This window comes from Bradyrhizobium sp. LHD-71 (assembly GCF_031157255.1).
In the GTDB taxonomy this organism is placed as follows: Bacteria; Pseudomonadota; Alphaproteobacteria; order Rhizobiales; family Xanthobacteraceae; genus P52-10.
This window is the reverse complement of the sequence record NZ_JAVIFX010000006.1, coordinates 73,708-95,898: the sequence shown is the minus strand read 5'-3', so window position 1 is coordinate 95,898 and position 22,191 is coordinate 73,708. Positions and strand designations below refer to the sequence as shown.

Here is a 22,191-nt window from a genome sequence, read left to right as displayed (position 1 = left end):
GTCAAATCAGTACAGGGTGCCTGACGTCATCGCGAAGTGCTCGACGATCGGCCCCAGTGCGAGTGCGGGAAAGAATGTGAGTCCGCCGATGATCAGGATCACGCCGACGACGAGACCGATGAACAGACCACCGTCGGTCGGGAATGTCCCTGCCGAAGCCGGCACCGACTTCTTCGCGGCAAGAGAGCCTGCGATCGCCATCGCGGGCACGATCATCCAGAACCTGCCGACCAGCATCGAAATTGCGCCCGTCAGGTTGTAGAACAGGATGTTTCCGGTGAGGCCTCCGAACGCAGACCCGTTATTTGCAGTCTGCGAAGTGAAGGCATAAAGCACCTCGGAGAAGCCGTGCGGGCCGGCATTGGCCATGGAAGCGGTCGCGGTCGGGTAGACGACCGCGACGGCGGTCCAGCCGAGAATCATCAGCGGCAGCACCAGGATCGCCAGCATGGCGAGCTTCACCTCGCGGGCCTCGATCTTCTTGCCGATGTATTCCGGCGTGCGGCCGACCATCAGACCAGCCACGAACATGGCCAGCACCACGAACAGCAGCATGCCGTAGAGACCCGCACCGACGCCGCCGACGATGATTTCGCCGAGCTGCATGTTGATCATCGGAATCATACCGCCGAGCGCCGTAAAAGAGTCATGCATGGCGTTCACCGCGCCGCACGACGCCGCAGTCGTCACGACGGCGAAAAGCGCAGAGGCGACGATGCCGAAGCGAACCTCCTTGCCCTCCATATTGCCGCCCGCAAGGCCGAGCGCCGTGAAGGCATCGTTGCCGCGCGCTTCCGCCCAGTAGGTCACCGCCACACCGGCGACGAACAGGACGCCCATTACCGCCAGTATCGCCCATCCCTGCCGTTGATCACCGACCATTCGGCCGAACACGTTGGTCATCGCGGCGCCGATCGCGAAGATCGATATGATCTGCATGAAATTCGACAGAGCCGTCGGATTCTCGAACGGATGCGCTGCATTCGCATTGAAGAAGCCGCCACCATTGGTGCCGAGCATCTTGATGGCGACCTGCGAGGCCACCGGACCGACCGCGATCGTCTGTTTCGCGCCCTCAAGCGTGGTGGCTTCAACCGAGGGACCAAGCGTCTGCGGCATGCCCTGCGACACGAGGAAAAGCGCGTAGATGATGCAGATCGGCAGCAGGATGTAGAGGGTGCAACGTGTGAGGTCGACCCAGAAATTTCCGACCGTCTGCGCGGACGCGCGGGCAAAGCCGCGGATCAGCGCGACCGCCAACACGATGCCGGTGGCCGCAGACAGGAAGTTCTGGTGCGTGAGGCCGAGCATCTGCACGAGATAGGACATCGTGCTTTCTCCGCCGTAGTTCTGCCAGTTCGTGTTGGTGATGAAGCTGACGGCTGTATTGAACGAGAGATCCGGCGCGACCGCTGACATCTCCATCGGATTGAGGGGGAGCGCGGCCTGCAGTCGCATCAGTGCGTAGAGGAAGAGGAAGCCCGCGACATGGAACACGAGCATCGCGGTCGCATAGGTCAACCAGTGCTGCTCGCGTGTTTCGTCGATGCCGGCCAGCCGATAGAGCGAGGTCTCGACCGGGCGCAAAACGGGGGTGAGAAAAGTCCGCTCGCCATTGAAAACGCGAGTGATGAACCAGCCGAGCGGCTTTGCAAGCGCGACGAGAATTGCGCAGTACAGCGCGATTTGCACCCAACCTATGACAGTCATGAGGATTGCCCTTTAGAAGCGTTCAGGCCGCAACAAGGCGTATGTGAGGTAGACGAGCAGGCCAACGGTGACGATGGCCGCGAGCGCATAATCGAAGCCCATGGCGGTTTCCTTCAAAGGCGCTCGCACGCATAGGCGTAGGCGATGGTCGCGGCGAAGAAGACAAGCCCGACCGCCAGCACGATCACGTCCATCATGGGAACGCTCCTGTCATGAATGCCGGCCGGCGAGGCCGGCCAAACGGCATGCCAGACCAAGGCCACCAACGCGGGTCGATGGAACCTTGTTCCGTTCGATCCTACGTGGCACCTCGCGGCGTATATTTTCGAGATCGATCGACGCGAAACGTTATAGGAATCTCATAAAGATGCCGCTCGGCAGGTCACGTTTCATACATCAAGCCTCGCACGCGCGAACAAATCGGACAGCGGCCTCCCTCAGATCGCGCCGTCCCCCTATGGAATTCCTATGCCATGGCCCGCTGACCACGCTGGCTTTCCTACGGCGCCCCCACGCAAATCGAGCGGATGGGCGAGCATCCAGGCCGGGACGATCGGCACCAGCAGCGTATTAGGGAATGGCAGCTGCTCCTGCTGCGCTTTGCGATCACGCGCGATGTCCTGGACCGGGACGTTGCTGCAAGTCAGGCAAGGGAGCTGGATGCGATGCGTGCATCGGGCCGATCCGCGTTCGCCTTCTTCACGCGAACCACCGCCGAGATTTGCCAGGCAGTTGCCCAGCTCCCCGACGAGCGCGCAAGATCGATGCTGCGCACCTTCACAGCACGCATCGACGACACGCGGCTGAAGGACGCGTTCTCCGCGGCTGTCGGTCTGCAGGACTGCGCCACCTCGACAAGGCGCAAACCACGAGCGGCGTGGCGGGACCGGCAAGATCTCTGGAGGGGATTGCCGAAACGATAGGAGACGGCCCGATGCCGAACCGGCGCGCACTTATGACGCGACTATAACGTAACGGCCGCTCACAGCTCGCATCTTTATGCTCGCCGCGCCACCTTCACCGCTGCGGTCGATTGAGGCCGCTCACTGAGTATTCGCCCATGCTGCTTGTTCCAAGAACTGACGATTCGCTGGAGCGCCTGGCAAGTCGCCTCGGTCGCGCTTCCAAGCCGAATTGCGAACTGATCGACGATATCATGACAACTGCGTGTACCCGCCTCCCAGCGCTGCGGGTCGCAGGCAAGACCCGCAAGCTCGAAGAGTGGTGCAGGTCCGGAGCCTTCCTCGATGCTGCGCTGGAGCTCGTCGCGCTCGAGCTGCCGGGCTGGTCGGTCCGCCGCATCATCCGTGATGAAGCGCTATGGTTCTGTTCGCTTTCGCGCTCGCCAAATCTTCCCGCTGAACTCGACGATGCCGTCGAGACAAGCCATGAGACGGTGGCGCTGGCCATACTTGCGGCTCTCGTGCAAGTAAAACGCGTGGCGCCCGCCGCAGCGCGCACCGCAGTGACGTCCTCGTGGCGCGCGCCGATCGACCGTCATCGAATCTGCTGTGAGAATTTTTCGTGACAGTCCGATCGTCGACGACGACGTCAGGCTGAAGGCGGGGCGCTGGGTATCGCCATGCAACCGCTGCCAAGCCCGGATCAACTGGGCTCCGCCAGGGTTCTTGTCAGGTTCATGCTTCGCCTCGGCATGATTCTGCTTTGTGGCACCCTTGCCCGAACGAGCTATGCGTACGCCGTCGCTGTCCTGCTGACGCTGTCCATCCTCTTATGCTTCTTCTGGGGCACGGTCCGGCGCGAACGGATGCTCGGTCGCTCGCTGACCAACTGGGACGAGGCGATGGCCTACGGCTGTCTCGCATCGCTCGCGCTCAAGTTCACATGATGATGATTGTGCGGCTATGCGGCGGCTATGAAGATCCGATTCTCCTTATCTCGATTTCAAACGTCGGCGGGATCACCTTGCGTGCATCAACTCAGGTCGAGACCTGCGGAGAATTGGATGAGCAACATGCACAAGGAAGACCCTTCCCCTGGAAGTTTCGAGAACAGGTCGGCGATCTTCTATCTCGGCCGCGATCGCCACGGCCGTTGGATCGTCCAGGATGCCGACCATCTTCGCGGCGGCATGTTCATCAACGAGGCCGCGGCGCGGAAGTTCGCACTCGGCGAAAACGGCAATCGGCACGAAGCAATTGTCTCGCTGGCCGGCATTGTCGAGCTGGACTTCAGCTCTACGCCGCTCCGCCATGAGTCAGCCGGAGCGCAGCTCCCAAAAGCAGCGTGAGCGCCGGTCGCACATGGCATCAACCACGTCGTCAATTCGCGAGCTGTCGGGATACATGCCGGCGGTCCCAACGCCCTTCACCACGGGCGACACGGTCGACTTTGCGGCGTTCGCGCGCTTCTGCGACCTGCAGATCGAGGCCGGCGCCACAGCACTGGTCGTCTTAGGAACGACCGGTGAAGCGCCGACCCTCGGCATCGACGAGCAACGCCAGTTGATCTTGGCCGCCCGCCGGATCGCATCCCGCCGCGTGCCGGTCGTTGCAGGCGCCGGGTCGAACTCGACTGCGCACGCGATCGAGCTTTCACGGATGGCCACGGCTGCGGGAGCCGACGCGTTGCTGTCGGTCGTCCCGTACTACAACAAGCCACCACAAGCGGGAATTCACGCGCATTTTCTCGCGATCGCGAAGGCTACCGATCTGCCGATCATCCTTTATGACGTACCGTCGCGAACCGTGTCCGCGCTTGCTGACGACACCGTTGCCAGGCTCGCGGAGAATCCGCGCTTCGCCGGTCTGAAGGACGCAACCGGCGACGTGTCCCGCCCGCTACGGCTGAGGCGCCTTGTCGGATCGGATTTTCGATTGCTCTCCGGGGACGACGCAACGGCGCCGGCGTTCCTTGCACAGGGTGGCGACGGCTGCATTTCGGTGACCTCCAATGTCGCCCCGCAACTGTGCCGGGACATGTACCTCGCGCTGGTACGGGGCGATCTGGCCGAAGCGCATCGGCTCTCGATCCCGCTTTCGATTCTGACCGCTGCGCTTTTCCGTAAAACCAGCCCCATCCCGTTGAAGCAGGCCCTGAGCCTGCTCGGACTGATGTCCGCCGCCGTGCGGCTGCCCTTGGTGCAGCTAAGTGAGCAAGGCCGGGATGAACTCGTCGCCGTCATCCAACAGGTTTCAGTAAACCGCCAGCTGATCGGCGAGGTCGCCGCTCGTTTCAGTGTCGCAGATAGCCGCAGGCTGACCGCCTGATGCCGTCCTCGCCTCACCGCCCCACGCGCGGGATCGTCGATTGCACGATCGGCGCGTCGAGCACCTCGAAGTCCTTAACTCCGAGGGTGGGCATCCAGTACTCCGCAGCGTTGGCGATCTGAACTCTGACGCTCTGGGATACTGGATCCCCGCTTTCCATAGGCGAGCGAAGCGACGCCGTTCCTCGAACGGCTATGGGGATGACGCCGAATTTGTGTCGTCGACCTTACAAACCTGATTTCATCGTGCACTACTAGTCAGGCGCGCTTCGGTCTCTTCTGGGACGTGTTCAGTGCCACCGCGTCTCGAATGAGCGCCTTCAATGCCTTTTCATCAATCTTGTCGCCCTCATGGAGATCGATGGCGCGCCTGGTGTTGCCCTCGAGGCTGGAGTTGAAGAGGCCTGCGGGATCCTCCAGCGACGCGCCCTTGGCGAAGGTCATCTTCACAGCACTCTTGTACGTCTCACCGGTGCAGATTATCCCGGCGTGTGACCACACCGGAACGCCTCTCCACTTCCACTCCTCGACCACGTCAGGATCGGCCTGCTTGATGAGAGTTCGGATCCGAGCGAGCGTCTCGCCGCGCCAATCGCCGAGCTCGTTGATTCTCGCGTCTATCAGCCGAGAAGGAGAGTCTCCCCCACCTGCTGGGGAGTCGCTCTTTCTGACGGTCGTCGCTTTCTTCATCGGCTCCTCACAACCGTTCGCCGGGCAGACGGCTGGCCTGCTTCACCCAGTCGGCAAACTGCGTTTCATCGAGCTTGCCCTCGTAGATGTCGACGTAGCGCACGTCCTTGTGCTTGGACTCGCCGGGAGGACGAGGGTCGAGCGACGCTCCGCGAAAGAAAGTCACTTTCACGTATTTCGTGAAGCAGTGAAAGCTGAGGAACCAGACGTCGTCCTCGATGCCATAGAAGGGCGAATTCCATTTGACGGCCTTGCGCACGCCGGGGACCGTGCGTCCGATAAGCATATCGAGCCGCCGCCCGACATCGCTTTTCCAGCCCGGCATGGCTGCGATATAGGCCTGCACGGGTGCGTCGCCGTAGCCCTTGGCGATTTGAGGGTTGCCGCCCGAGAGCAGCACGACCTCGCCGGCGTCGTTGCGCGGCGCAGGCTTTTTCTTGGCGGTGGCAGACTTCTTGGACGCCTTGGCGGCCATCTATTCACTCCTGCCCAACGGCGCGTCCCGCACCGCGCCACCTGGTGGCGTACGGTAGCACGAACATGTACAGGCCGCTGAACAACAGCAGGAAGAGCGGAAGCAGTGGCGAATAAACCACCCAGGCGGGAGGCTCGCCCAGTCCCAGGGCTACGAAGTTGGCGATGACGGTCACCGTAAAGATGATCGAGAGCCAGCGATGGATCTGGCGAACCCAAGCGTTCCAGTTCAATTGAACCTCCTTCCCTGAAGACGAGCCGATCGCGACCCGCCTGACGTTGAATGATGAAGACCTCAGTCGGTGCGCTTCAAGACTTGCTCCAGGGCCCCGAAGAAGCGTTGCCATCCGGCCTGGGCGCCCCGGTAGTATGGCTCCTGGTCCGCACGGAAGCCCGACTGCTCCATGCGTAGAAGAGTCCCCGTGCCCGTCGGTGTGAGCGTCCACGTGATAACGCTCCTGAGATCCTTGGTGTCCCACGTGTAGGCCAGCGTTCGGTTCGGATCGACCGTCTCGACCCGACCTTCGACGCCGCCCCAGTCGGCACTGAAATTGAAGCGGTGCCCTTCGTCGGGCTTGAAATCGTTCTTCATCAGCCACTCCTCGATCAGGTGTGATTGGGTGAGCGCGCGCCAGATCTTTTCCGGCGGATAAGGCATCTCACGTTCGACAACAACGGAGCGCACTTCGGTCGCGGGATTGCTCATTGATCCATCCTTTTCAGCAAGTCTTCGAGATCGTCGAACCGGCTCTGCCAGAAGCCGGTCATTTGGCTTGTCCAGTCGATCAGCGGAGCCAAGGCGCCAGGGTGCGCGCTGTAATATGCATGGCGCCCCTCATGCCGGTCACGCACCAGTCCGGCGTGCTTCAGGACCCCGAGATGCTTTGAGACGACCGGTTGCGAGACGCCGGCGCGCTCCGTCAGGGCCCCGACCGTCTTCTCTCCTTCGCGGCACAGTCGTTCGAACAACGTCCGCCGCGTCGGATCGGCAAGCGTTTTGAAGAGAGTATCCTGAGCCTTCGACATCTTCTGGGATCTATACCTCGCTGGCTATCGATCAACGCATAGCCATCCGGCTATGGATGAGTCAAGTGGAGAACAGCCTTCGGGCCTTATGATGGTCAGGGCCAAAGCCATCGGCGAATGAGGAAGCCTGAGCCGACGAAATGCGAGGGCCGGTTAGCGAATGGCCACATCGATCGAGTGGGAACTTTTGGTTCCGCCCATACTTAGGTTCTGGGACGCAAAAGAATGGGATTTTTGTGATGAAACCCATAGCAAACCTGCCCGCCATCGTGGTCGCGCTTCTGCTGGCCCAAGCGACCGTCACCATGGCTCAATTGGCTCCGAGCGGACCGAGCGGCGTTGCTGCCAGCGCTATCGGCGCCGTGCCTGGTGTAGCCACTCCCCTTGGCGCTGTGCCGGGCACGACCACCGGCGTGGCGCCCAATACGGGCGGTATTCTTCGCTCCACAACGCCGCCGCCCAGTAATCTGGGACCGGGGATCACCAGCAGCAGCGGCGGCCCGGGTAGCGCCACAGTTGGACGATCCGCACGCCCGACCAAGGACGAGCGGAAGGAAGAAGCGCTCATCGAAGCAGGCGAGCGCGAAGTCGACCGACGCATCCAGAATATTTGCCGGGGCTGCTGATCGGTCGGCGAAGCGCTGATTGCGTGCCGCGGATGTCACCACGGCTCTGCAGCTCAATGCGGATTCAGCTTCTGTTCACCATATCGATCTTCCGATGCCATCAACGTGACGCCAATTCGGGACGCGGGGCGGCCGATCGCAAAGCGCCGATGGTCACGCTCCCCCCACATAATGTTATCCTGGCGCCAGCACTGCGGATCCGGTCATTTACTTGAGCACAAGAGCGCTTCTGGTGCCGCGGTGACGGCCGGATATCAAGGCGCGATATCGAAAATGGAGTGTCGTCGACATGCCTGCACGATCCGGAAGGATTCTTCTGGTCGAAGATGAAGTACTGATCCAGATGCTGGCGGCGGAGCAACTGGAGTCGCTCGGCTTCCAGGTCGAAACCGCCGCCTCGGCCACGGAGGCGATGAACAAGATCAGGCTCGGTGATGATTTCGAGGCAGCGATCGTTGACATCGGGCTCCCTGACCGGAAGGGCGACGTCTTGATCGGAGAAGTGCGAGCGATCCGTCCATCGATGCCGATCGTCATCGCCAGCGGCCACGGCGAAACAGCGCTGCATAAGCGCTTCAAAAACGATAGCAGCATCACTTTCCTGGCCAAGCCTTACGCTACCGAGCAACTGAAGGCGGCGCTGGCCGCATTGAAAGTCGAGCGCTAGCCAGTGTCGTGGTTCAGAAGTTCGCTCCATCATTTGCCGCGAATCCGAGGAGCGAATTTCTGAACCATGAACGACACTAGAATTATGACTTTGCTAGTGTCCTTATCGAATCCGAAGTTCGCTCTGAGCGTGCCGCGAAGTATGGCGAACTTCGGATTCGGGACACTAGCGGCGCCAATGCGCCGGATTTGACGCTCGGTCCCGATCGCCGCCGTACGAACGGCAGATCGGCACCTCACTCATAGACCTGTCGGCAGGAGAGATCGCGGCGCGGGATACCGGGGTACAATGTCAGAGCCGCGACTCCAGCGCGGCTTTCATGTTCACCGCCCGGTAGCGCGCAGAAAGATCCTCAAGCGAAATCGGAAGACGACGCCGCCAGTTGGGATGCTCGTCAACGGTGCCCGGCACGTTGATCTGCTCGATCAGCCCGACGATATCGTCGAGCGACACCGCGAGTATCCGCGATGGTGTCCACGATAAGAACTTGATGACCGCTGCAAAATCTGAATCCTGAATCCCGTTTTCTGCGAGCGTTCGATCGAGCGCGGAGATCGCGTGACTCCGCTCCTCAGCGCTTTCGCCGGGATCAATGCCGATGCTGGTCTTGACACGAAGATCATGGCCGGAGCGCCATCCCGCATAGGACGGCAGATCGTGCGTGTTGAATGTTACGAGTGCGCTGGATGAGAACTGGCCGGGGGACTTGAAGCGGCCATCATATTCACGCTCAAACAGCATGACCTGATAGGACCACACGCCCCATTCCTTCAGCCTGTCGCGGAAGCCCTCCGGTACGGTGCCGAGATCCTCGCCGATGACAATGCAGCGCCACAACTGGCTCTCCAGGGCGGTCGCGCCGAGCAGCGCTTCAAGCGGCATCGTGACATACGCCCCTTCCCGAGGCGAGAATCCCGAAGGCACGAGAAACAACCGCGCAAGTCCCATCACGTGGTCGAGGCGGATCGCACCGGCATACCGAGCCGATGCTTCGATCATTGCGCGAAACGGTTCGAAGCCGCGCGCGGTAAGGCCGATGCCGTTGAAACCGGACAAACCCCAGTCCTGCCCGGCGACGTTAAGCAAGTCAGGCGGCGCGCCTACCGACAGTTCGCGCGAAATCGCTTCCTGCTCCAGCCACGCATCGAAGCCGTCGGCGCGAACGCCGACCGCGACGTCAAGATAGAGCCCGACCTTGAGCCCTTTCAGCTTCGCAAAGTCGGTGCATGCCTGCAGTTGCGTATGCGCAATCCATTGCAGATACATCACGAATTCCGTGTCGCTCCCCGATTGAGCCTCGAATTTGCGGAGACAATCATCGGTCGGCTTTCGGAACTCTTCAGGCCATTCCCACCAGGGCCGCTGGAATTGCTTTCGCAACGTCTCAAAGCAGGCGAAGCGTTGCAACAGAATGCCCCTCTCCTGCCGAAACCGGGCGAACTGCGCCGCGTCGTCAGGCATCAGCTTCACCTTGAAGGCCTCGAATGCGTGCCGCAACGCCTGCAGCTTCCAGCGCGACACAGCCGGATAGTCGATGAGAGGCTGCTGCTTCTCGCGTGCGATAGCCTCGCGGAGGTCCGCATCCAGGCTGGAGCTTGCCGTGACCGCCTCGACATCGATGTAGATCGGATTGAGAAACAGGCGGCTGTTCGGCGCGTAAGGACTGCAACTCGCAGGTTGATCATCAAACAGCGCGTGCAGCGGGTTCAGGCCGATGCCTGCGCAGCCTAGCTCAGAAGCGATGCTGATGAGGTGCTTGAGATCGGTGAAATCGCCGATACCCCAGTTCCGATCCGAACGAAGAGCATAGAGCTGCACGGCCAGCACCCATACGCGATCGAAATCACCCTGAAATGCCGCCGGGGGCACCACAAGAACCTGTCGCGATGAGTGGATCGAGCGATCTTCATCGAGCAAGTCCAATCGGTAGGCACCGATTGCAAGGCTGTCCGGCAGACGAACCGCATCGTCAGCCAGATACCCTTCGCTCACACATCGGGCGCCGTCTAGCAGCACCCATCGCGTCGTGCTGTCACGTTTCGACGCCGCCACGTGAATAGGTCCCGAACCAAGGCGATGGACGATCGGTTGGGCCGACGAATCGGAGCAGGGCTTTGGCAGCGCATCAAGCACGCGCTTGAGCGCTTCGAGCGGCACATGCTGGTGATGGCCGCGCGCATCGTAATAATCAGGAAGCACACCGGCTTCACGCGCTTCGGCCAAAATATCCAAACGCTTATCCCTGCACGCGATGACAGCAGCCGAAGCGAGCATGCAACCTTCGGCGATGTGATGACAGTGGAAGACGAAAACTAACACCGACACGTTCGCGCGGTTCCTGTGGAACCTTTGACTTCCTGCCGCCTTATGCTCGCTGGGGAAGCCCACTGCAGGTAGGCGTTGGATGTCTGTGTCAGCACAGAAGAATTTGGCTTTGCGACCAGGCGAGCGCGGCGCGACCGCGGGCGCATTTCACATTGAAGACATCTATCCGTCGATCGAATGCGGGCGCTATCCCGTCAAGCGCCTTGCAGGCGAGATGATCGACGTCTGGGCGGACATCTATCGGAGCGGTCACGATGTGGTCGTTGCCGAACTGATCTGGCGGCGGGAAGGCACGTCGTCATGGCAACGCGCACCAATGGTACGGCATGACAACGACCGCTGGGACGGGCGCTTCAGCCCGACCCAGCCCGGCCGCTACGAATACGCAATCGAAGCCTGGACCGACACTTTCGCCACTTGGAGGCATGGCTTCGAGCTGAAGGCGAAAGCCGGGCAGGACGTCCACCTCGACGCCCTGGAGGGCGCCGCACTGCTGGCGCTGCCGATCAACGCCGACGAAAAAACCTCCGCCTTCATTCGGCGGCAACTGGATGCATACCTGCAGAGCGGAAAAGTCGAAGCGCTGCTGACCGACGATCTCGCTGCCGCCCTCACGTCCACCCAGGAACGTCCCGATCTCACACGATCGCGCCTGTTTCCGCTCGTGGCCGACCGCGAGCGGGCGGTCGCCGGCGCCTGGTACGAGATGGTACCGCGCAGCCAGAGCGCAGTTCCAGGCCAGCACGGCACGTTCCGGGATTGCATCGCGCGATTGCCCGATGTCGCCGCCATGGGCTTCGACGTGCTCTATTTCACGCCAATCCATCCGATCGGGACCACCAACCGCAAGGGTAGCAACAACGCCTTGAAGGCAGCGCCCGGCGACCCCGGTAGCTTTTACGCTATCGGTTCGCAGGACGGCGGGCACACCGCGGTCCACCCCGAACTCGGCACGTTGGACGACTTCCGCGCGCTGGTCGACGCCTGCAAGGCGCATGATCTGGAAATCGCACTCGACATCGCTGTGCAATGTTCACCGGATCATCCCTGGCTGCGCGAACACGAGGAATGGTTCAGGAAGCGGCCGGATGGCTCGATGCGTTACGCTGAAAACCCGCCCAAGAAATACGAGGACATCGTCAATCCTGACTTCGGTTGCGACGATGCCGGCTCGCTCTGGAACGCCCTGCGCGATGTCATCCTGTTCTGGGTCGATCACGGCGTTCGCATCTTTCGCGTCGACAACCCCCACACCAAGCCGTTCAATTTCTGGGAATGGCTCATTCGCGAAGTTCAGACGCGTGATCCTGGCGTGATCTTTCTCGCAGAGGCCTTTACCCGCCCGAAAGTGATGAAGGGGCTGGCGAAGCTCGGTTTCACCCAGTCCTACACCTACTTCACGTGGCGAACCCAGAAATGGGAAATCGAAGCGTATCTGAACGAGCTGACGAACTATCCGGAGCGCGACTACTATCGGCCGAACTTCTTCGTCAACACGCCAGATATTCTTCCCTACCATTTGCAAGGCGGCGAGCCTTGGATGTTCAAATCGCGCGTTGCGCTCGCCGCGACTCTTTCGGGCAACTACGGCATCTACAACGGCTTCGAACTGCTGGAACACGAGCCGCTCCCCGGGCGCGAAGAGTACCTCGATTCCGAAAAATACGAGATCAAGACCCGCAACTGGAACAAGCCGGGCAATATCAAGCGTTACATTACCGCCATCAATGAGGCACGGCGTGCCAATCCGGCTTTGAGGCAGACGCGCAACCTGCGGTTCCTGCCGGTTGAAAACGCCAACATCATCGCCTTCGTCAAATATGACGATGGCGCGCAGAACGTGGTTGTCGGAGCGATCTCGCTCGTGCGCGACGCGCAGGAATTCTGGTTGCCGCTCGCTGATATCGAGCTTCACGCCGACGGCGGCCCGAAGCCGCCGCTGGCCCTGGAGAATCTTTTCACCGGCGAACGCCGCGCGGTCGAGTGGGGAGGCACTCACCTCCGGATCGATCCGATGCTCGACCCCGCGCTGCTTTTCCGCTGCATCATATGAGCGTCGATCATGAACAGGCTCGAGACGATCGATACCGCTCAGTTCGCCGACACCGACGAGCTGTGGTACAAGGATGCAATCATCTATCAATTGCACGTCAAGGCCTTCGCCGACAGCAATAATGACGGGATCGGCGACTTCGCTGGCCTGACGGAAAAACTCGATTACCTGCACGAGCTTGGCGTCACCGCCATCTGGCTGCTTCCGTTCTATCCCTCCCCGGGCCGCGACGACGGCTATGACATTGCCGACTACGGATCGATCAATCCTGACTTCGGGACAATGAAGGAGTTTCGTCGCTTCATTACGGAAGCCAAGCGGCGCAACCTGCGCGTCATCACCGAACTTGTCGTCAATCACACCTCCGACCAGCACCCGTGGTTTCGTCGTGCACGCCGCAGTCCGCCGGGCTCAAGCGCACGCGACTGGTACGTCTGGAGCGATACGGACAAGCGCTACACCGGAACCCGCATCATCTTCACGGACACGGAGAAATCGAACTGGACCTGGGATGCTGAAGCGAAGGCCTATTACTGGCATCGGTTCTTCGCACACCAGCCGGATCTGAATTTCGACAATCCGCGCGTCGTCAGCGCCGTGGTGCAGGTGATGAAGCGCTGGCTCGACTCAGGCGTCGACGGCTTCCGGCTCGACGCCATTCCATACCTCTGCGAGCGCGAGGGCACCTCGAACGAGAACCTCCCCGAAACCCACGCGGTGATCAAGCAGCTGCGCGCCGAACTGGACGCCTATGCGAAAGGAAAAGTTCTGCTTGCCGAGGCGAACCAGTGGCCGGAAGACGTCCAGTATTATTTCGGTGACGGCGACGAATGCCATATGGCATATCATTTTCCGCTGATGCCGCGCATCTACATGGCGATCGCGCAGGAAGATCGCTTTCCGATTGTCGATATCCTGCGGCAAACACCAGACATTCCCGGCAATTGCCAGTGGGCGATGTTCCTGCGCAACCACGACGAACTGACACTCGAGATGGTGACCGACATCGAGCGCGACTACCTGTGGTCGACCTACGCGGCCGATCCCCGCGCGCGCATCAACCTCGGGATCCGGCGCCGCCTGGCGCCCCTGATGGACAATGACCGTCGCAAGATGGAGCTGATGAACTCGCTGCTGATGTCGTTCCCCGGCACACCGATCATCTACTATGGCGACGAGATCGGCATGGGCGACAACATCTATCTCGGCGATCGCAACGGCGTGCGTACGCCGATGCAATGGTCGCCCGACCGCAACGGCGGCTTCTCGCGCTGCGATCCGGCCCGCCTGTACGCGCCGCCGGTGATGGACGCGGTATATGGCTATGAGTCCATCAACGTCGAATCGCAGTCGCGCAGCCTGTCCTCGCTGCTGAACTGGACCAAGAAGCTCATCGCGGTGCGGAAATCTTCGCGAGCGTTCGGGCGCGGGACGATGACGTTCGTGCGATCGTCCAATCATGCGGTGCTCGCGTATTTGCGGATCGACGAGAACGAGGTAATTCTCTGCGTCGCCAACCTTTCGCGTGCGTCGCAGGCTTCGGAGCTCGATCTGACGCAATGGAAGGGCCGTTCTCCCTTCGAGATGCTCGGCCGCACGACCTTCCCGGACATCGGCGACCTTCCCTACCTCGTCACGCTGGGCCCATATGGCTTCTACTGGTTCGAGCTCAAGGAAAAGCCGGTTTCGCCCAACGTCGCGCCTGTCATCGTTCCGGATTTTCAAACGCTCGTCATTCCGGCCGGCGCGACCTTTACGACTCTGTCGCGGACGAAAGCAGTGTTCGAACGGGACGTGCTGCCGTCCTTCCTCTCCCACGCGCGCTGGTTTCCGGAACGCTCCGCCCGCGCGATCTCAACTCATGTAGCAACGGTCGTACCGCTCTCGTCCGAACCGCAATCGCGGCCCTGGCTGGTGCTGTTCGACGCCAAACTGCATGGCGAGAGCGAGCGATTTGCGATGCCGGTGCGCATCGTATGGGACCGGCTGGATCGCCGTCACTTCAACCCGAAAGCGCTCGCCGCCGTCCGACAAGGCGCAAAGGAAGGGACGCTGATCGATGTCGCGACCGACACGCGGTTTATCGCGACCCTTCTTTCCGATCTCCGCAAGTCGGCGGTTCTGCAGGAAGGCGACTACCGGATTCATTTCAAGCCGACCGAGCGATTGCAGACGATCGAGGAAGCCCAGATCGAGAACGTTCGCGCCGTCGAGGCCGAGCAATCCAACTCGACAGCCCTGGTGGACGACCGGTACGTCGTCAAGATCTATCGGAAACTCGAGGATGGACTCAATCCGGAAGCCGACGTTGGTCGTTTCCTGACCGACGTCGCCGGTTTCTCGAATACCCCCGCGCTGCTCGGGAGCATCGAACTGAAAGGTCCCGACATCGAATGCGCAGTGGCCATCGTCCACGCCTTCGTCGAGAACCAGGGCGATGCGTGGACGCTCACCGGCACGGCGCTCGACCGGTTCGTCGAAGGAGAAAGCTTCGTTGGCACGGCCGACACCACGCCTGCGAGCGATGAGAAGGCTGCATATCAACGCTACATGACCCACACCGGCAGGCGCGTCGCCGAGATGCAGATTGCCCTGGCGAGCCGTGACGACATCGAGGATTTCCGGCCACGCGCTGCGACGCAGGAGGAGATCAGCAGGTGGATCGAAGGCATCCTGTCGCGCGCATCGCGCGCCTTTGCGCGGCTTGAAAATACGCGGGTCAGCCAGGCGGATGCGCTGTTGGTCGAGGAGCTGTTGAAGCATCGGCAGACGTTGCGAGACCGCCTCGCCGCCCTGCTGCCGCAGCCGGAGCAGATTCTCAACATCCGTCACCATGGCGATTTCCATCTCGGCCAGATGCTGATCGTCAAGGACGACATTTTCATCATCGACTTCGAAGGTGAACCGCGCCGCACGCTCGCCGAGCGGCGAATGAAGGCCCCCGCTGCGCGTGACGTCGCGGGCCTGATCCGCTCGATCGACTATTCCGTGAGTGCCGCGCTCGAGCGCTCGCTGAAGGTGAAGGCCGACGAACACGGTCAGCTTCAGGCCGCACTCGCCGATTGGCGCGAGGCGAGCGTGCAGTCGTTCCTCACCGCCTATCGCGCGACGCTGACGGACGCGCGGCTGTGGCCTCAGGATCCAGCCACCGCGGACAACGTGCTGCAGTTCTTCCTGCTGGAAAAAGCCTTTTATGAGATCGAGTACGAGCTGGCACATCGGCCCGACTGGCTGAAAGTCGCTTTGAGCGGCGCGCTGCGTGTGCTCGGGGAAGGAAGACTGGCATGACCGAGCTCCCGGGCGATGCCTATGCGATCCTGCGCGGTCATCACTCCGACCCGTTCCGCTATCTCGGCCGCCATCAGGAGAACGGACACAGCGTCGTCCGCGCATTTTTGCCCGACGCGTCGGATGTCGAGGTCGTCGAAGAATGTGGAACCGCCGTTCCGCTCGCCCGAATCCATGAGGGCGGGTTGTTCTCGGGCGAACTTCCCAACGGTTCGCAGCATTACCGGCTGCGGGCCCGCTTTGGCGACGACACCGTCGAGATCGAAGACCCCTACCGCTTCCCGCCGATCCTGAGCGACTTCGACCTCTACCTGCTCGGCGAAGGCACGCACCAGCATCTCTACGACAAGCTTGGCGCGCATCCGATGGTCAGCGACGGCGTGGAGGGCACAGGCTTTGTCGTGCTGGCGCCCAACGCGCAGGCCGTCGCCGTCGTCGGCGACTTCAACTTCTGGCACTCGAAGCGCCATCCAATGCGCGTGCGCGGCAATGGATACTGGGAGCTGTTCGTCCCCGGGGCCCAACCCGGCGATCATTACAAGTTTGCGATCACTGCGCGTGACGGGCGGCTGCTGCCGTTCAAGTCCGATCCGCTCGCGTTCGCATGCGAGCTCCGGCCCGATACGGCGTCGATCGTGTTCGACGAACGATCACTGCCTCGGCCGACACGCAGCCCGGCGAACATCAATGCGGTGTCGTCGCCGATGTCTATCTACGAGGTTCATCTCGGCTCCTGGCGCCGCAAGGACGACAACGCCTGGCTCAGCTATCGCGAGCTGGCCGAGACGCTGCCCCAATACGCGCGCGAGATGGGCTTCACCCACATCGAGCTATTGCCTGTGAACGAGCATCCGTTCGATGGCTCATGGGGCTATCAGCCGACAGGACTGTTTGCGCCGACCAGCCGGTTTGGCTCTCCGACGGAGTTTTCATATCTCGTCGATGCCTGCCATCGCGCAGGCGTCGGCCTCCTGCTCGACTGGGTGCCGGGACACTTTCCCGATGACCCGCATGGGCTCGGAGTGTTCGACGGTACCGCGCTCTATGAGCACTCGAACCCGCTGCAGGGCCGCCATCAGGATTGGGATACGCTGATCTACAATTACGGGCGGACAGAGATCGTCAACTTCCTGGTCTCGAATGCCCTGTTCTGGCTCGAACGTTACGGCGTCGACGGCCTGCGAGTCGATGCTGTGGCCTCGATGCTCTACCTCGATTACAGCCGTCCTGAGGGCGGATGGATTCCCAACAAGCATGGCGGGCGCGAGAACCTGGAAGCGATCGAGTTCCTGCGCCGTTTCAACCGCGAAGTCTTCGGCAAGTTTCCGCATGCGACGACTGCGGCGGAGGAGTCGACGGCGTGGCCGCAAGTCTCACGGCCGACCGAATATGGCGGCCTCGGCTTCGGCTACAAATGGAACATGGGGTGGATGCACGATACGCTGGATTACGTCAGCAAGGATCCGATTTATCGCAAGCATCATCACGGCCAGATCCTGTTCGGTCTCCACTATGCGTTTTCGGAGAACTTCATTCTGCCGCTGTCCCACGACGAGGTCGTGCACGGCAAGCGATCGATCCTTGGACGCATGCCTGGCGACGACTGGCAACGCTTCGCCAATCTGCGCGCCTACTATGGTTTCATGTTCGCACATCCCGGCAAGAAGCTGTTGTTCATGGGAAGCGAGTTCGGCCAGGAACGCGAATGGAACCACGATCAGTCACTCGATTGGCATCTGCTTGACCAGGCTCGGCATCGTGGCGTTCAGGCGCTGGTCCGCGACCTCAATGCGCTCTATCGCAAGCTGCCTGCACTGCACGAGCTCGACTGCAATGCGTCCGGCTTTGAATGGGTTATCACCGATGACAGCGACCGCGGCGTGTTCGCGTGGATGCGCAAGGGGCGTGACGGACGTGCGCAGTGCCTCGTGGTCGCGAACTTCACGCCGAACGTCTACCACGACTATCAGGTCCGCGTGCCGTTCACCGGTCTCTGGCGGGAGGTATTGAATACTGACTCCGTCTATTACGGCGGCAGCGATATCGGCAATCGCGGCGCCGTGCGAACCTCAAGCGGTGCAGTTCCCACGCTCAGCCTGACGATACCGCCGCTCGCGGTCATCTTCCTTGTGCCGGACGCTTGAATGATGCGGCTCACGGAAGGATCATCTGTTCGCCTTGGAGCCACTTGGGACGGCAGAGGCACAAATTTCGCGCTGTTTTCCGCGCATGCGGAGAAGATCGAACTCTGCCTCTTCGACAGCCAGGGCCGGCGCGAGATCGATCGGGTCGTACTGCCCGAACGCACGGAGGACGTCTGGCATGGCTATCTCGCAGACGCGACGCCGGGCCAACTTTACGGATATCGGGTGCATGGACCGTACGAGCCCGAGAAAGGTCATCGCTTCAACGCCAACAAGCTGCTCATCGACCCTTACGCAAAGCGTCTTGCCGGCCGGCTCGTCTGGAGCGATGCGCATTTCGGCTACCGCACCGGCAGCCCGCGACAGGACCTTTCGTTCGACCGGCGCGACAACGCCCGCGGCATGCCGAAGTCAGTTGTTGTCGATGAGACTTCAAATGCGGCCAAGCGCGAGCCGCGGCCAAGCATTCCATGGGAAGAGACGATCATCTACGAGGCGCACGTCAAGGGGCTGACCAAAACGCGCGACGACGTGCCGCCGGCGATGCGCGGCGGCTACCGCGCGCTGGCCGCGCCCGCGATGATCGATCATTTCAAGCGCCTGGGGATCACGACGATCGAGCTGTTGCCCGTCCACGCTTTCATTGATGATCGCCAGTTGGTCGAACGCAAGCTGTCGAACTACTGGGGCTACAATTCGATCGCCTATTTCGCGCCGGAGCCGCGTTATGCGCAGGACGGGACTCTGGACGAGCTTCGCACGGCCGTCGCGCGACTGCACGACGCCGGCATCGAGGTGATGCTTGACGTCGTCTACAACCACACGGCGGAAGGAAATCATCTCGGCCCCACCCTGTCGTTCCGCGGCATCGACAACGCGTCCTATTACTGGCTGAAGCCGGAGAGCGGCCGCTACTATGACGACTTCACCGGCTGCGGAAATTCGCTGAACCTCACCAACATGCGCGTCCTGCAGATGGTGATGGATTCGCTGCGCTACTGGGTCGAGGTGTGCCACATCGACGGCTTCCGCTTTGATCTTGCCCCCACCCTCGCGCGCGGGCCGAACGGCTTTGACCAGCACAGCTCGTTCCTCACCGCAGTGCGTCAGGATCCGGTGCTTGCAGGCGTGAAGCTCGTTGCCGAACCATGGGACGTCGGCCTCGGCGGCTATCAGGTCGGCGCCTTTCCGTCGCAATGGTCGGAATGGAACGACCTCTATCGGCAGACGATGCGCCGCTACTGGGGCGGCGAAGGCAATCTGATCGGCGACGTCGGCCGCCGCATGACGGGCTCGGCCGACCTGTTCGACCACGATGCCCGCTCGCCGCGGGCAAGCGTCAACCACGTTACCGTTCATGACGGTTTTACGCTGGCCGACCTCTATTCCTACAACGCAAAGCACAACGAGGCGAACGGCGAGGGTAACCGCGATGGCTCCAACGACAATGTGAGCAACAATTGCGGGCACGAAGGGCCGACCGACGACCCCTCGATCATTCGGCTGCGCCGGCAACTGCGAAAAAACCAGCTCGCTTGCCTCATGCTTGCGCAAGGCGTCCCGCTGCTGCTCGCTGGCGACGAGGTGGCAAACAGCCAGGGCGGCAACAACAACGCGTACTGCCAGGACAATGAGATCGGCTGGATCGACTGGTCCAATCTCGGCACACCGTACGAAGATCTGACGGATTTCATCGGCCATCTCAGCGCATTGCGACGGCGCTTTCCGCAGCTCACGCCGCGTCATTGGGTCCAGGGAAAGAAGGACGGCGGCTCGTTTGGCGTGCTCTGGCTCACGCCTCAATCCACCGAGATGACCGAGACTGACTGGAATTTTCCCGAAGGCCGGTTCCTGTCTTATGCCCTCGGCGCCGTCGGCGAGGCGCCAGCACTCTTTGTCACGTTGAATGCCGCACCCGAGCGGATCGAGTTCAGCCTGCCGAAATTGCCTGGCTATGCGTCGTGGAAGCTTTTGCTCAACACGGCGGAAGACAGGACAGCAGCCCATTCGTTCAGGTCGGGAACGGTGGCGAAGGCCGCTCCGCGCAGTGTAATGGTGCTGGAGGGCGTGCCATGACGGTCCGGCGCTTCGGGCCTGAGATCACCGCGTCTGGTACGACGCTTCGGCTCTGGGCGCCTGCCGCAAAAACGGTCGATGCGATGGTGGAGGGACAGCGGCACAGTATGACGCGGTCCGAAGATGGCTGGTTCGCGGTGGGTGTTGACGGTGCCGCCGCCGGCAGTCGCTATCGCTTCAGGATCGACGACGAGTTGGACGTGCCCGATCCGGCGTCGAACTTTCAGCCTGAAGATGTTGCCGGTCCGAGCCAGATCATCGACCATGACGCCTTCACGTGGCAGGCCGAGAGCTGGCGCGGCCGGCCCTGGCACGAGACCGTTCTGCTCGAATGTCACGTCGGAGCGTTTTCACCGGAAGGCACATACCGCGGCTTGATCGACAAGCTCGATCATGTCGTCGAAACCGGCATCACCGCGATCGAGCTGATGCCGCTCGCTGATTTTCCGGGCCGCTGGAACTGGGGCTACGACGGCGTACTCTGGTTTGCGCCGGACCACACGTATGGTTCGCCGGACGAGCTCAAGCAGCTCATCGATTCCGCGCACCTGCGCAACATCATGGTGTTTCTGGACGTCGTCTACAATCACTTCGGGCCGGAGGGGAATTACCTTGGCCGGTACGCGCCGCAATTCTTCAAGGCCGCGGCGACCCCGTGGGGCGCGGCGATCGATTATTCGATTCCGGAGGTGCGGGCGTTCGCCATCGAGAATGCCGTGCATTGGTTGCGCGACTACCGCTTCGACGGGCTGCGCCTGGATGCCGTCCACGCGCTCGCCGAACCGGGCGGGCTTGCGATGCTTCAAGAGCTCAGCGAGGCGGTCGGAGTGGTCGCAAGCGAAAGCGGCCGGCATATTCATCTCGTTCTGGAGAACGACGACAACCGCGCATCGCTTCTTGATCCCGACACGGAGATACCTTCCGGACGATACCGGGCGCAGTGGAACGACGACTACCACCACGCCTGGCATGTCCTGCTGACCGGTGAAACCCACGGCTACTATTCCGACTATGCGTCTGGCCCGCAGCAGATGATCGCACAGATGCTGGCGCAGGGCTTCGCTTACCAGGGCGAACCCTCGCGCCACCGCGGCGGCAAGCCTCGTGGCGAAAAGGTCGGCGGTCTGTCGCCGGCCGCCTTCGTCAACTTTCTGCAAAATCACGACCAGATCGGCAATCGTGCGTTTGGGGATCGGCTGGGCCTTTCTGCCAGCCCGATCGCAATCGAAGCCGCCTTGGCGATCACCCTGCTTGCGCCGATGCCACCACTGCTGTTCATGGGCGAAGACTGGGGAGCGCGCACGCCGTTTCCGTTCTTCTGCGATTTCGACGGCGCGCTGGCTGAGGCCGTTCGCCAGGGCCGGCGCAGGGAGTTTGCGCAAAGCTACGCAACATCCGCCCAGGATGTCCCCGATCCACTGGCGCCATCGACATTTCAGGCCGCCAAGCTCGACTGGGCGGCCCGCGACGGCGAGGGCCTTGCACGGCACCAGCTCGTCAAGGCGCTGCTCGATGTGCGAAGGACCGAGATCGTCCCCCGCCTTCGCGGCGCCTCGTTTGCCCATTCGGAATTTCTACAGAGCAACATCCTCACCGCTCAATGGACGCTTGGCGACGACCAGACGTTGGCGCTGATCGCAAATCTGTCCGGTGAGATCACGACGCGCGGTCACGCGGCATTTCATGGACGGTCGATCTGGGGCGGCGAGGCGCCGGAGCGGTTGCCACCCTGGTCGGTCTTCTGGTCGATCGGGGCCGGCCCAGCGCCGCCGATTTGAAATTCCTGCACCACCTGCGGCGAGCTCATACAAGGAATTTCAAATCGATAAGCGGCACTGGCATCATAAACTTGCTATTGCTCCTTATGTTTCCGAAGTTCGCAT

General features: G+C 61.6%; 21 protein-coding genes. 12 read left to right on the top strand and 9 right to left on the bottom strand.

Features of this window, described 5'->3' with window-relative positions; translation table 11 throughout:
• Positions 1-6 precede the first annotated feature (6 nt).
• Genes kdpA through RCO31_RS08370 form a run of 3 tightly spaced genes read right to left on the bottom strand, consistent with a single transcriptional unit; the run spans position 7 to position 1,973 of the window.
• Complete coding sequence (kdpA, locus tag RCO31_RS08380) at positions 7-1,710, bottom strand: potassium-transporting ATPase subunit KdpA (protein ID WP_308967850.1); 1,704 nt, start codon at positions 1,708-1,710, stop codon at positions 7-9.
• A gap of 12 nt (positions 1,711-1,722) precedes the next feature.
• Positions 1,723-1,812: a K(+)-transporting ATPase subunit F gene (locus RCO31_RS08375; protein ID WP_308967849.1), complete on the bottom strand. Its 90-nt coding sequence runs from the start codon at positions 1,810-1,812 to the stop codon at positions 1,723-1,725.
• Positions 1,813-1,823: 11 nt separating this feature from the next.
• Positions 1,824-1,973, bottom strand: a complete 150-nt coding sequence (locus tag RCO31_RS08370; RefSeq protein ID WP_308967848.1) for a hypothetical protein — start codon at positions 1,971-1,973, stop codon at positions 1,824-1,826.
• Between the two features lie 264 nt (positions 1,974-2,237).
• On the opposite strand from RCO31_RS08370, the gene RCO31_RS08365 reads away from it, so the two are divergent.
• The 5 genes from RCO31_RS08365 to dapA all read left to right on the top strand — a co-directional run bounded on the left by RCO31_RS08365 (position 2,238) and on the right by dapA (position 4,940).
• Positions 2,238-2,633, top strand: a complete 396-nt coding sequence (locus RCO31_RS08365; protein WP_308967847.1) for a hypothetical protein — start codon at positions 2,238-2,240, stop codon at positions 2,631-2,633.
• Positions 2,634-2,866: 233 nt separating this feature from the next.
• Entirely contained in the window at positions 2,867-3,238 is a 372-nt protein-coding gene (locus RCO31_RS08360) for a hypothetical protein (protein WP_308967846.1), read from the top strand.
• Between the two features lie 54 nt (positions 3,239-3,292).
• Positions 3,293-3,559 (top strand): hypothetical protein, encoded by a 267-nt coding sequence (locus RCO31_RS08355; protein ID WP_308967845.1) that lies wholly within the window; start codon positions 3,293-3,295, stop codon positions 3,557-3,559.
• A 117-nt stretch (positions 3,560-3,676) separates the two neighbouring features.
• On the top strand, positions 3,677-3,961 hold the full coding sequence (locus RCO31_RS08350) for a hypothetical protein (RefSeq protein ID WP_308967844.1): 285 nt from the start codon (positions 3,677-3,679) through the stop codon (positions 3,959-3,961).
• A 13-nt stretch (positions 3,962-3,974) separates the two neighbouring features.
• Entirely contained in the window at positions 3,975-4,940 is a 966-nt protein-coding gene (gene dapA, locus RCO31_RS08345) for a 4-hydroxy-tetrahydrodipicolinate synthase (RefSeq protein ID WP_308967843.1), read from the top strand.
• Positions 4,941-5,197: 257 nt separating this feature from the next.
• Here dapA and RCO31_RS08340 read toward each other — a convergent pair whose 3' ends face one another.
• The 5 genes from RCO31_RS08340 to RCO31_RS08320 all read right to left on the bottom strand — a co-directional run bounded on the left by RCO31_RS08340 (position 5,198) and on the right by RCO31_RS08320 (position 7,129).
• Complete coding sequence (locus RCO31_RS08340; protein ID WP_308967842.1) at positions 5,198-5,629, bottom strand: DUF1801 domain-containing protein; 432 nt, start codon at positions 5,627-5,629, stop codon at positions 5,198-5,200.
• Between the two features lie 7 nt (positions 5,630-5,636).
• On the bottom strand, positions 5,637-6,104 hold the full coding sequence (locus RCO31_RS08335; protein ID WP_308967841.1) for a DUF1801 domain-containing protein: 468 nt from the start codon (positions 6,102-6,104) through the stop codon (positions 5,637-5,639).
• Between the two features lie 4 nt (positions 6,105-6,108).
• Positions 6,109-6,336, bottom strand: a complete 228-nt coding sequence (locus tag RCO31_RS08330) for a hypothetical protein (RefSeq protein WP_308967840.1) — start codon at positions 6,334-6,336, stop codon at positions 6,109-6,111.
• A 62-nt stretch (positions 6,337-6,398) separates the two neighbouring features.
• Positions 6,399-6,809 carry an SRPBCC domain-containing protein gene (locus RCO31_RS08325; protein WP_308967839.1) on the bottom strand — a complete coding sequence of 137 codons (411 nt, stop codon included), beginning with the start codon at positions 6,807-6,809 and terminating at the stop codon, positions 6,399-6,401.
• A complete protein-coding gene (locus RCO31_RS08320; protein ID WP_308967838.1) occupies positions 6,806-7,129 on the bottom strand; it encodes a metalloregulator ArsR/SmtB family transcription factor in 324 nt (107 codons plus the stop codon). Before RCO31_RS08320 ends, RCO31_RS08325 begins: the two co-directional genes overlap by 4 nt.
• Before the next feature lie 239 nt (positions 7,130-7,368).
• Here RCO31_RS08320 and RCO31_RS08315 point away from each other — a divergent pair, with 239 nt between their 5' ends.
• Positions 7,369-7,755: a hypothetical protein gene (locus RCO31_RS08315; RefSeq protein WP_308967837.1), complete on the top strand. Its 387-nt coding sequence runs from the start codon at positions 7,369-7,371 to the stop codon at positions 7,753-7,755.
• 289 nt (positions 7,756-8,044) lie between these two features.
• Positions 8,045-8,422 carry a response regulator gene (locus RCO31_RS08310; RefSeq protein ID WP_308967834.1) on the top strand — a complete coding sequence of 126 codons (378 nt, stop codon included), beginning with the start codon at positions 8,045-8,047 and terminating at the stop codon, positions 8,420-8,422.
• A gap of 291 nt (positions 8,423-8,713) precedes the next feature.
• On the opposite strand, the gene malQ is transcribed toward RCO31_RS08310, so the two are convergent.
• Positions 8,714-10,654: a 4-alpha-glucanotransferase gene (gene malQ / locus RCO31_RS08305; RefSeq protein ID WP_308967832.1), complete on the bottom strand. Its 1,941-nt coding sequence runs from the start codon at positions 10,652-10,654 to the stop codon at positions 8,714-8,716.
• Between the two features lie 172 nt (positions 10,655-10,826).
• Here malQ and RCO31_RS08300 point away from each other — a divergent pair, with 172 nt between their 5' ends.
• The 5 genes from RCO31_RS08300 to treZ are packed head-to-tail and all read left to right on the top strand — an operon-like array spanning position 10,827 to position 22,086.
• On the top strand, positions 10,827-12,800 hold the full coding sequence (locus RCO31_RS08300; RefSeq protein WP_308967830.1) for an alpha-1,4-glucan--maltose-1-phosphate maltosyltransferase: 1,974 nt from the start codon (positions 10,827-10,829) through the stop codon (positions 12,798-12,800).
• A 9-nt stretch (positions 12,801-12,809) separates the two neighbouring features.
• Positions 12,810-16,088 carry a maltose alpha-D-glucosyltransferase gene (gene treS / locus RCO31_RS08295; protein ID WP_308967828.1) on the top strand — a complete coding sequence of 1,093 codons (3,279 nt, stop codon included), beginning with the start codon at positions 12,810-12,812 and terminating at the stop codon, positions 16,086-16,088.
• Positions 16,085-18,232, top strand: a complete 2,148-nt coding sequence (gene glgB / locus RCO31_RS08290; protein WP_308967826.1) for a 1,4-alpha-glucan branching protein GlgB — start codon at positions 16,085-16,087, stop codon at positions 18,230-18,232. The genes treS and glgB overlap by 4 nt, the downstream gene beginning before the upstream one ends.
• A 3-nt stretch (positions 18,233-18,235) precedes the next feature.
• Positions 18,236-20,308 carry a glycogen debranching protein GlgX gene (glgX, locus tag RCO31_RS08285; RefSeq protein ID WP_308968035.1) on the top strand — a complete coding sequence of 691 codons (2,073 nt, stop codon included), beginning with the start codon at positions 18,236-18,238 and terminating at the stop codon, positions 20,306-20,308.
• On the top strand, positions 20,305-22,086 hold the full coding sequence (gene treZ, locus RCO31_RS08280; RefSeq protein WP_308967824.1) for a malto-oligosyltrehalose trehalohydrolase: 1,782 nt from the start codon (positions 20,305-20,307) through the stop codon (positions 22,084-22,086). The genes glgX and treZ overlap by 4 nt, the downstream gene beginning before the upstream one ends.
• Positions 22,087-22,191: the final 105 nt, after the last annotated feature.